The 11,421-nt window shown below is 54.1% G+C and carries 8 protein-coding genes; 2 read left to right on the top strand and 6 right to left on the bottom strand.

Going from position 1 to position 11,421, the window contains the following annotated elements; all coding sequences use genetic code 11:
- Positions 1–179 precede the first annotated feature (179 nt).
- Positions 180–1,472 (top strand): spinster family MFS transporter, encoded by a 1,293-nt coding sequence (locus ACOOGA_RS15215; protein ID WP_417461466.1) that lies wholly within the window; start codon positions 180–182, stop codon positions 1,470–1,472.
- Positions 1,473–1,563: 91 nt separating this feature from the next.
- On the top strand, positions 1,564–3,216 hold the full coding sequence (locus ACOOGA_RS15210; RefSeq protein ID WP_417461467.1) for a sulfatase-like hydrolase/transferase: 1,653 nt from the start codon (positions 1,564–1,566) through the stop codon (positions 3,214–3,216).
- Positions 3,217–3,226: 10 nt separating this feature from the next.
- On the opposite strand, the gene ACOOGA_RS15205 is transcribed toward ACOOGA_RS15210, so the two are convergent.
- From ACOOGA_RS15205 to ACOOGA_RS15180, 6 genes are all read right to left on the bottom strand, one after another.
- Entirely contained in the window at positions 3,227–3,883 is a 657-nt protein-coding gene (locus tag ACOOGA_RS15205; protein ID WP_417461468.1) for a TetR/AcrR family transcriptional regulator, read from the bottom strand.
- A 119-nt stretch (positions 3,884–4,002) separates the two neighbouring features.
- Complete coding sequence (locus ACOOGA_RS15200) at positions 4,003–7,155, bottom strand: TonB-dependent receptor (protein ID WP_417461469.1); 3,153 nt, start codon at positions 7,153–7,155, stop codon at positions 4,003–4,005.
- Positions 7,156–7,584: 429 nt separating this feature from the next.
- The gene (locus ACOOGA_RS15195) at positions 7,585–8,376 is read right to left on the bottom strand and encodes a S1/P1 nuclease (protein WP_417461470.1); all 792 of its coding nucleotides are present in this window, start codon (positions 8,374–8,376) and stop codon (positions 7,585–7,587) included.
- Between the two features lie 40 nt (positions 8,377–8,416).
- Entirely contained in the window at positions 8,417–9,634 is a 1,218-nt protein-coding gene (locus ACOOGA_RS15190; RefSeq protein ID WP_417461471.1) for a phosphopentomutase, read from the bottom strand.
- Positions 9,635–9,636: 2 nt separating this feature from the next.
- Positions 9,637–10,983, bottom strand: a complete 1,347-nt coding sequence (gene deoA / locus ACOOGA_RS15185; protein ID WP_417461472.1) for a thymidine phosphorylase — start codon at positions 10,981–10,983, stop codon at positions 9,637–9,639.
- Positions 10,984–11,012: 29 nt separating this feature from the next.
- The gene (locus tag ACOOGA_RS15180; RefSeq protein WP_417461473.1) at positions 11,013–11,420 is read right to left on the bottom strand and encodes a cytidine deaminase; all 408 of its coding nucleotides are present in this window, start codon (positions 11,418–11,420) and stop codon (positions 11,013–11,015) included.
- Position 11,421 lies beyond the last annotated feature (1 nt).

Below are 11,421 nucleotides of genomic sequence, written 5' to 3'. Positions count from 1 at the left end.
AATCCAAGCACAAGGCGCCTGCATTCCGTGCGGGCGCCTTTTTATTACCCTCCGCCACCCCTTATTGCCTTGCCGCTACGGATATCTGCCCTAAGCTCATATAGCGCGCTTGGGGAAGGGCGCACTATTACGCTGTGCCAGACAACAACAAACAGCGGCAAGACACCAAGGGGAGATAGATGAAGAATACCAATGGGGTACCGCTTGTTCGCGAGCTGTCAAAAGGCGTTAAAACATACACACTTCTCGTCCTGACAATTGTATATGCTTTCAACTTCATCGACCGGCAAATCCTGGTCATCCTGCAGCCACTTCTGAAAGCAGAACTTAATCTGAGCGATACACAGCTCGGCCTGCTGTCCGGTTTCTCTTTCGCAATCTTCTATACCGCGCTTGGTATCCCCATCGCCCGGTTGGCTGACCGTCATAACCGGCGCAACATCATCGCGATCGCGCTTACGGTCTGGAGCGGTATGACAGCCCTTTCAGGCATGACCCAAAACTTCTTCCAGCTCCTGCTGGCTCGTATGGGGGTTGGTGTTGGTGAAGCGGGCGGCAGCCCACCAGCCCACTCCATGATCTCGGACATGTATGAACCCCGGCGCCGTGCAACTGCACTCGCAATCTATTCAGCCGGGCTCTATCTGGGCGTGATGATCGGTTATTCGTCAGGCGGTATCCTTGGTGAATTATACGGCTGGCGCACGACGTTTTTCATTGTCGGTATTCCCGGTATTCTGCTTGCTCTCTTGCTGCGTTTCACTGTGAAGGAGCCGCCCCGCGGCCTATATGATAAAGGCGCCGAAGTTGCCCAACCCACAATAAAAGACACCTTCACATATGTGCTCAGGCTGAAGTCTTTCCCCTATATCGCCTTCGGCTGCGCCATGTCTGCTTTTGTAAGCTACGGCACCAGCAACTTCATGCCCGGCTTCATGATCCGCTACCACGGCATTTCACTCTCAAACATTGGTGTTATTCTGGGCCTGCTGGCCGGTGGTGGCGGTATGATCGGCACCTTCCTTGGCGGGTATCTGACCGACAAACTGGGTGCGAAGGACCCTCGATGGTATCTATGGCTTCCGGGCCTGTCTGCAGTGTGCGCCATCCCGCTTGCGCTTGTCACCTATCACACCGGCAGCCGTGAAATCATGCTCGCCACCTATTTTGTTGTGGTCGTCCTGTCCACCTTCTATCTGGCGCCTGCAATTGCGGTAACCCACAGGCTTGTTAGTCCGCGCATGCGGGCTATGTCTTCCGCGATCCTCTTCTTCGTGCTTAATCTCATCGGTATGGGGCTAGGCCCTGTGCTTGTGGGCGCGATTAGCGATTTTGAGCTGGCCCGTACTGGCATGGACGGCCTGCGCACTGCGCTGACCATCGGCACCATGATTGCACTTGTTAAAGGCTATCTGTTTTTCATGGCCGGACGGAAACTGCCCGAGGACCTGGAGCGGGAAAACAAAACCTAACGCACTCAGCCAGATAAAAAACAATGCGCGCTGGTAATCCGGCGCGTTCTCTGCCAGCATAAAGTCGTTTCATTTGAGCGACTTGGACCCTATGACATCCATAAAAGACAGACAGAGCCTGTTTGAGGTCGGCATCACCGTGATGCTGATCTCACTGGTGCTTGTACCGGCCGTCTCCGCCACCTTGAACCTGACCCTTGTTATCGGGCATTGGCTGTTTCTCACCAGTCTTGCGCTGTTTGCCCTTGAAGGGGCACGCCGGGTGCACCCCTTGGCAGGCTCCCTGCTCTTCAGCCTGATCACGGCCGTGCTGGCCGTGGAAATTCTGGTGCAGCGGCTTACTGGCCTGCACCTCAATACTTTTACCTTGAGCCTGATGTTCGAGAGCGGGTGGCAGGAAAATATTGGCCTCTCGGTTACCGCTGGACTGGCACCGCTTGGCTTGATCGGGCTGAGTTTTTTCCTCGCACGGGCGCGGCCTCGCAAACCACTCAGACTACCGCTTCGCCCAGCGCTTTTCGCGGCACTCCTTGGTGTGGGGCTGGCTCAAATTACCTACGCTGTGCTTTATTTTGGGGCCGATACCCACGTTATGGAAACCCGCCGTAAGCTGCCGTTTTTCACAGCAATGCATCCTTACCGGGCTGAAAAACTTCTGCAGCCGTTTCTGGGCAATCGGCCTTTAAATCCTTTCGCCCTGTCGCGGGTAAAGGCTGCCAGCGCTCCGACACCTCAAGGTAATTTGAACATCACTCGCTCACGCAATATCCTGTTCATTATTGCTGATAGTATACGCGCAACAGATATTCAGGCAGACGCGGGCGTCGCCCCTAACATCGCTGCACTCAGCGAGAAGGGACAATTGTCGCTTTCCCATTACGCAGCCTCCAATTGCACACATTTCAGCATGTACAGCATGTTTACCGGCAATCTGCCCACAGGCTATGAAGCGGCACGCCGCGCTGCCGCGCCTGTCGGGCTCATGAACTGGCTCAAGGGCGCAGGCTACAGCCTCTCAAGTGCTGAAGCTCTTTCCCTTGATTGGTACGATCTCTCAACCCTGCTCTTTACCCCCGCAACCCGAAACACTGCCCATGGTGGGACCGCTGTCACCAGGGATAGTTTCGTAACCGAAACAACAATTCGAATACTTGAAGAAGCAGGTGAAAAACCTTTCTTCCATCTGGCATACTATAACGGCGCACACTTTCCCTATGGCGACAATGATCCCCTGCCCGGCCTTGCGGGTGGCACACCAGAGAGCTACCGCGCTGCCGTGCGTGCTACCGATGCTGAGATCGGCAAGCTACTGGACAGTGTAGCCCGAAGGGAAGATGACACTTTGGTGATTGTGACATCTGACCACGGTGAGGCGGTGTTCGAGAATGGTATCGTAGGCCACGCTAGTGAACTTACCGATGAGCAAATGATTGTACCGTTCGGTGTTATGGGGGAGATACACGAGCCACTTCCCACCAGCCAACTTGGTATTGCAGATTTCATTCTGGCTCAACTGGGAGCTGGAACCAAAAGTCACAGCGCCCCGACCATCCTCAGCAATTGCAGCTATGCCTTCCCCAACGGGTTCGCTGTTATTGACGGCGAAAGACGAGCCGACTTCATTTTTGAGGATGGCTTCCTGAGCCCTGTGCCTTCCCCGAACGGCAAAATGCCGCCTAAAGCGTTTCAGCTTGAAGCGGCACAGCAGCTTGTTAAAGCGATCAACAGCGATACGCCTGAATAGAGTTCCGTTTTTAAGCTGTTGTGTCCGCCGCACTTAGGCCAACGCTTTTGAGCACAAGATCGATCACGGTCGTCTTGGCCTCCTCAAACTGAGCGTCGTCAAGCGGGTCACCCTCGTTCATCACATCAATCTGCGCGGCGAAATCCGCATAATGCTGGGTTGTGGCCCAGATCATGTAAAACAGGTAGCGCGACTTAACAGGGGAAAGCTTGCCCTCGGCTATCCAGCGTTCCAGCACACGCTCGCGGCTCTCAAGCCATGGCTTCACCGTACCAATCAGATATTCCTGCAGAAACGGTGCGCCAGAGGCCATCTCTATCGCCCAAAGCCGGGAACCATGAGGACGCGAACGGGCCAGATCCATCTTGGAAGCCACATAGGTACGCAGCGCCTGCGCCGGGTTTTCCGTCTCATCGAAAGTATCGGCCGCATGCAGCCAGATCGAACACACGCCTTCTATCACCCGGCGGTAAAGGTCTTCCTTCGCGCCGAAGTAATAATAGACATTGGGTTTGGGTACACCAGCGCGCTCGGCAATCAAACCGACGCTCGCTCCCTTAAAGCCCTTCTCAGCAAATACTGTTTCCGCCGCCACCAGTATCTTAGCTACATTTTCTCGGCGGATCCCGGCTTTATGGCCGGTTTCTTTTTTTGTTTTGTCCGTCATAGGTCCCCCTAAGGCCACCTTTAACCACACTTCAACACAAAGGTCTATTCAGATGTGGTGCTAAAGAAAACGCCCGGGAGGGTCCCCCGGGCGTCATATATGGGGTCACAAGTTCAGGATTAGAACTTGTATTTCGCACCAATCTGCAGAACCCAAACAGAGCTCGTGTCTTGGAAGCGGAAGAACGGATCGCTTACGCTGCCGTACGTGATCTGACCAGTTGCCGCGTCAACATCCGCGTCAACCATCGCTTGCTGACCAAACTGAGAATCGTAAGCTTCGCCCCAGGCACTGTTGAGGAAGTTCAGAACGTTTTCCATGTTCATGAACAGCTCAACCTTACCGAAGCCAACGCCCACTTCCTGTGCAATGCGCAGGTCAAGGTCGTTGATCCAAGGGCCACGCTCGCTTTGAAGGCCGACAGACTTACCACGCTCCAGATCGTAGGTATCTACAAGCTGGTTAAATGCTGTGCGTGCATCTGCATCTTCAAAGAGCACCTTGGCACCAGCTGCATTTGCGCCGCCAACCAAAGCTGCTTCGCCAGCAGCAGGTACGTAGATGAGGTGACCATCACCACTATCGATCGAGCTTGAACCACCAAACTGGAGGAACTCATCCATAGCGATAGAGAATGGCTTGCCACTACGACCCTGGTAGTAAAGGCCAACAGTGGTGAAGTTATCGCCCCAGAAAGCTTTCTGGTATGTCAGGCCGAGTTTAACCTGGTGGCGAGTTTCAAACACCGATGTACCACGCAGACGGTTATTCCGATCGAGGTGTGCCGCGAAATTATAGTTCGACGAGGCTGTCGAGCTTGTTCCTTCGTTGGCAACTTCAGAGTCGTTGAACGCGTATGAACCGAAGATCGACACGCCGTTATCCCAAGACTTGTCAAAGGATACTGCATAAGTTTCTGATTTCGCTTCAGCACCGTTTGTCAGCAGGATGTCGTAACCCTGGGTCGCACTGTAGATCGGTGAACCGTCAGCAGCAGTGTTAATTACTTCACGACGCAGTTCTTTCCAGTCTGCGGCATTTTGTGAACGAGCCCACAGAGCTTCAAGAGTTACGTGCCAGTCGTCACCTAGGGCACCGAGATCAAAGTAACGATCAATTCCTAGGTTGAACTTCCAAACGCCTGGTACCTTGAAATCCGGGTCGATAGCCGCAACGTCACCGCCGTCCGGATTCCCACCGAGCCCGTCAAGTGCGAACTGTGGCACTTGTGAAAAGTCAGGGTTAGCAATCAGGGCAGCGTCGTTCGAGAAATATGTCAGCGTCGTTACACCATCAAGCGAGTATGCGTTTGAAACCCACACAAGCGGATCGCCACCAGCGAAACGGCCGAAGCCACCACGAAGCGTGGTTTTATCGTCGAGATCATAGGTGAATGCAAAACGAGGTTGAATGATGCTCTTGCCGTCCAGCGTTGCTGTATTGGCAAAACCGTTACGATCAACAAAGTTTTGGTTCAGCGCTGGCTCGTCACTGGTTTTCCAGAAATCGACACGCAAGCCGCCTGTAAGGGTGAGCTTGTCGCTCATGTCCCAACGGTCTTGAAGGTAGAGCGTGTGTGTTGCCAGTTTAAACGAAGCTGCGCCGTCATCTGGGTTGTTCGAAGCAGCGTTCTGGTATGAGAAAGTAGCAGGTGCACCAGCTTCGAAATCATCGATGCTGTTAAACTGCCAAATACCGCGGGTACGCTGGATAAACAGGTTAAACACGTCAACAGCGTCATACTCGTAACCGGCAGTGATCGTGTGATCGCCGCTTACATAGTCAGCTTTGAGTTTAGCCTGCCATGTTTTGTTGTTGAGCGCGTTTGAGTGACGGCTGTCATCAATACCCATGTAGACGGTACCGCTGTTCCCATCATCGCTGGTGCGAACCTGGATCTCACCAATACCTTGGTCAAGCGCAAGGCCAACCTGGCCAGTTTCGTTTTTCTTGTAACCGACTTTAAGTTCGGTTGAGAAATTGTCTGTCCAGTCAGAGAAAACCTGGAAGTTATAGGCTTGCAGTTTTTCCGAACGGTTATAGTTGTGAGACAAGAAAGCAAATCGGTTGCCGCCGTGATCTGTCAGCGAAAGCGAGTTACCGTCTGTGTACTGATAGGAAGCAAATGCACGGTGGTTGTCGTTGATGTTCCAGTCGAGTTTGAAGAAAATCTTCTCGTCAGACTCGGCAATGCTATCATCGCCACCATACATATTGTCGATGCCGTAGCTTGAAGCAATCGCATCAATACGCTCTACATCCGCAACATTCACGCCGGAAACTTCACTCGCAGCGCCTGAACCTGTAGCGCCTGTAGTGTTTGGCGTGGAGCCATCAAACTTCTCGTATGAAGCAAAGAAGAAGAGTTTGTCTTTGATGATTGGCCCGCCGAGGGTAGCACCCCAGAATTTATTCTCGAACGTGCCGAGATCAACATCAAGGTCATCACCGTCCACCGTTACCGACTTGTCGCCTGCGAGGCTTTGGTCGCGGTACTGATAGAAAGCTGTACCATGGAACTCGTTGGTACCGGATTTGGTTACAACGTTGATCTGGCCACCGGTGAATTTGTTGAATTCTACGCTAAACGGAGCCGGGGAAACACCCACCTGCTCAACCGCATCGATGGAAATGGGTGAACGCTGCGTTGGGTAACCGTTGCCGTTCAGGCCGAAGTCATCATCCTGACGGATACCATCAACCGTAAGGCTGTTGAAACGGTTGTTCGCCCCACCGATTGAGAGCGCATCGTTGCTGCCGCTGTCGATGGATACAAACGGGTTCGCACGAATAGTGCTTTTAAGGTCACGACCGATCGACGGCATCTTGTCGATCATGTCTGCGCCGTAAGAAGATGACCCACCGGAGCGGATGGCCGCGATACGGCTTGCTACGACTTCAATCTCTTCAACACTCGCGCCAGAAGCTGCCAGTGGAATTGTGAGAGGGAGTGGTTCGCTTACATTCAAAGTCAAACCTTCGAAAGACTGGCCTTGGTAGTTGCCGGAAGCAGCTACATCTACATTGTAAGGGCCACCTGGACGCAGGCCGCGCGCAAAAAATGCGCCCGAGCTATTGGTTGTGTATGTACCACGCGACCCGGATGGGACGTGTACTACAGTTACTTCAACACCGGAAATTGGGTTCCCGGATGCATCAACGACCGTACCACGGATCGAGGACGTAATTTCCTGCGCTATTACAGGTACACTTACCGCCATTGCGGCCAGTGCAACGCTGCTACAAAGAGCAGCTCTCATTTGGCGTTTCATTCCCTAAGCTCCATTAACGTGCCGATGTATCTTCTGGAAGGGCCCCCTTCGATCCCGGCACTGAACGACTAATTCGCTGTTTTAAAAAAAGTCTCACACACAGAACATGCACATCGAAACAACCAAATCCTGACCGAAAGGTCAAGTCAGGCCGTTCCTGCGCACAATTGCTGCGTCGCATGACTTTTATGCTCGGTTTTTTTCAGTTTTTTGACGAAAGTGTCAAGATTCATTGGAAGGCTGCGATTTATAGCAACCGCAATTCCCTTTAAAGTGACGCAAAGGGCACAGCTCCGCCACTTTTCGCAGAAATCTGCGCTTTCGCTTTCATATGAAACTGTGGCTTAAAAACAACAAGGAGGGCGCTCATCACGCCCTCCTCACACCCATTATGCGAATCGTTTAGTCCCACACCGGGGTTTTATCTCGTTATTCTCCGATGTCAGCGAACAGCTTGTTCAGGTGGCCAGCAAGCCGAATTCCGCCCTTTGAAAGCTGTGATTTAATCACCGGCGTGTATTTATAAACATAGTCGTAGCTGAAGATCGCGTTGCCCACATTATAGATATCGGCCCGCATCGCAATCAGCTCACGCACCCAATCTATAGGCTGCGCGCCCTGCCACTCTGTTACCTGTGCCGGGGTAATCTTGGGCTCAAGAAAGCGCACCCATTCAGTGAAAGAAAGCAGCTTGTAATCAATCAGGTCCTCATCCCACACCTTGTGAAGGTTGCTCATCTCCTCAAACCACACCACGTCAATACGGTTTCCGCCCCAATCTTCAGCGCGACCCGCGTGAAGTGGCTGGTGCAGGTCGCCAACAATATGGATGATAAAACGAAGCGCGAGTTGGCGTTCTTCCAGCGGCAACGCCGCGTCCTTCACCTTTTCGCTATACATCGCGAGCGCTGTCAGCGCGTCACCGGCAGGGTTCTTGACGCTGTCTTCATACGTCACACCGTCTGGCAGGTTAATGTAGTGGTAGGTCTGTGATTCCTTGCGCCAGAAGGCATCGGGGTTAGAGCGCATTTCGTCGGGCCAGTTTGCAGCTTCGGCCATAAACTCGGTGCCCAGCAGTTCCTTCACCGCTGCCTCAGCCTCAGGCGTGAGGTGGCGTGATGCCAGCTCCGCGATCACCCGGTGGCCCGTTGGCCCGTAAGCGCTGGCCGCAGCAGAAAGGCCCGCCACCATTACCAACCCACAAAATAGTTTGCGCAACATACCCCTTGCTCCCCTCAATCAAATATTCAGTCTGAATTTGTTAAAATGCGTTTTCGCCGTCATCCAAAGCGGCGATACCCAAGTGATGCGCCACACTTTGCCCGATATCGGCGAAGCTTTTACGAACGCCCTTGCTACCCGGCCCTAGGTTGGGGCCATAAGCCACAAAAGGCACATGCTCACGTGTATGGTCGCTGCCCGGCCAAGTCGGGTCGCAGCCGTGGTCGGCCGTCAGGATAACAACATCGTCCGCCTTCATGCCGTTTAGAAACTCTGGCAGGCGGCCATCAAAATATTCCAGTGCGGCAGCATAGCCCCCCACGTTGCGGCGATGCCCAAAGGACTGGTCAAAATCGACAAAATTAACGAAGGTCAACGAGCCTTCCGGTGCGCTGTCAAGTTTCTCGAGCGATACTTCAAAAAGCCCATCCAGGCCGTTAGCTTTTACCTTCTGGGTCAAACCACGGTGCGCAAATATATCTGCAATCTTGCCAACAGAGATCACTTCCCTGCCCGCGTCCTCCAGCTTTTCCAGAAGGGTTGGCTTGTGGGGCGGTGTAGCAAGGTCGCGGCGGTTGCCGGTACGCTCAAACGTGCCGTTCTCCCCCACAAAGGGCCGTGCGATCACGCGGCCAATGTTATATTCATCCACCAGTTCCCGCGCGACAGCACAAACTTCATAAAGCCTCTCAAGGCCGAAATGCTCTTCATGCGCTGCAATCTGGAACACACTATCGGCTGAGGTGTAAACAATCGGCTTGCCGGTGCGGATATGCTCATCGCCAAGCTCTTCCAATATCACCGTGCCCGAGGCCGCCTTATTGCCAATCACGCCCGGTAGGCCACACCGTTCAATCAGCTCATTCAAAAGCTTTTCAGGAAAGCTCGGGTATTTCTGCTCAAAATAGCCCCAGTCAAATTCAACCGGCACACCCGCCATTTCCCAATGGCCAGATGGTGTGTCTTTCCCGAAAGACCGTTCCGCGCACGCCGCATAAAGCCCGGTGACCTTGCCGTCCAGCTCCAGCCCTTTTGGCTCCTTACCTGTTGCCAGCTCCGCCGCTTTACCAAGCCCAAGCCGTGCCATGTTTGGCAGAGACAGCGGGCCCGCGGTCTCGCGCTCCGGTGCCGTATTGCCCGCCGCGCACCAATCCGCAATATGGCCAAGCGTATCCGCGCCCACATCACCAAATTTTTCCGCGTCGGGGGCTGCACCAATGCCAAAACTGTCGAGAACCAAAATAAAGGCCCGTGCCATCTCTATTCTCCGATTGTTTGTGCGACGATCGGGCCTGCGCTCACGGCGGCCGCAGATATCGTCACTGCACTATGGAAACGGCTGATCGCATCATCTGCTGCCGCCTCTGTCTTAGCATACACCATCGCAAGCGGTTGGTCCGCCTGCAGACTATCGCTGATCTGACAAATCTCCGTGAACCCAACGCTGTGATCAACGGCTTGCGAGGGGCTTGTACGTCCGCCACCAAGCGCCACCACAGCCATGCCAATCGCGCGCGTATCCATCGCCGCCACATATCCCGCCTTGCCTGCCAATACCGGTTTCACAATAGGCGCAAGCTTGAGGTAGCTGTCTTTCTTTTCAAACAGGTCATTGGGGCCACCTTGCGCGGCCACCATTTTTTCAAACAGGCCAGCTGCATCGCCGCGCATCAGGGCAACCGCAGCCTTGTCGCGCGCGGTGTCAAAGTTTGGTTGCGCGCCAGAAAGGCTGAGCATATGGGCAGCGAGATCAAGGGTGATATCCACGAGCCGCTTGTCAGCTGTCTTGGGGTTTACCAGAAACTCGATGGTCTCAAAAACCTCAACCGCGTTGCCTGCTGTACGGCCAAGCACCTGGTTCATGTCGGTCAGAAGGGCTGTTGTTGGCACACCAGCAGCGCCCGCAACACGCACAATATTGCGCGCAAGCTCTTCTGCTTTCTCATAGCTGTCCATAAAGGCGCCATTGCCGAACTTCACGTCCATCACCAAAGCATTCAGCCCGGCAGACAGTTTTTTCGACAAGATGGAAGCGGTGATCAGCGGGATGCTCTCGACCGTCGCGGTCACGTCGCGGATACCATAGAAGCGCTTGTCCGCAGGGGCGAGGTCGCCCGTTTGACCGATAATCGAACAACCAACGGTTTTTACGATATCTGCAAACTTGTTAATGCTCGGGTATGGGTCGTAGCCTGGGATGGACTCGAGCTTGTCGAGCGTGCCGCCCGTGTGGCCAAGCCCACGACCAGAAATCATCGGTACATAACCACCACATGCCGCCACAATCGGCGCCAGCATAAGGCTTACCTTATCACCCACACCACCCGTGGAGTGTTTGTCCACAATCGGCGCACCAGCTTCAAAACCCAGCTCTGTCCAGTTCATAACATCGCCGCTGTCCCGCATGGCAAGCGTCAGCGCTGCGCCCTCTTCCGGGCTCATGCCGTTAAAGAATACCGCCATACCAAGGGCTGCAACTTGCCCGTCCGTTACGCTGCCATCCGTAATGCCCGCGACAAAACGCTTGATATCGGCATCGGGAACCACACCGCCATCACGTTTGATGCGGATCACTTCTTGCGGCAAAAAGGCGCCAGCTTCACTCATCACACTTCCTCTGCTTCTCAGCGTTCTGGTTATTCAGAAAGGTTTTCAGGCCCGAACGAGTGCGGCAACAGCTCGGCGCTCGTGGTTTCCAGCAACACGGTGCCTTTGTGGTCAACAATTGTGACAGGCGCGCCAGCCTGGCCTGCAAACTCGCGTATCTGCTGCCTGCAACCACCACAGGGGGTGCACACATGTGTGCCCGGCCCCGCAATCACGATATGCTTGATCTGGTTTGCGCCCTGCATGATCATATTGCCAATGGCATTGGCCTCCGCGCAGAAGCTGAGCGGATAGGCCGCGTTTTCCACATTGCAGCCAGCTACCACCTTGCCGTCTGAGGTCAGCAGCGCTGCCCCCACCGGGTGGTTGGAATAGGGGGCGTAGGCTTTAGCTTGCGCCTCAAGCGCAGCATCAATCAATTGTTTAACATCCGCCATG

The organism is Kordiimonas sp. (assembly GCF_965216265.1).
GTDB lineage: Bacteria > Pseudomonadota > Alphaproteobacteria > Sphingomonadales > Kordiimonadaceae > Kordiimonas.
This window is presented reverse-complemented; position numbering and strand designations above follow the sequence as displayed.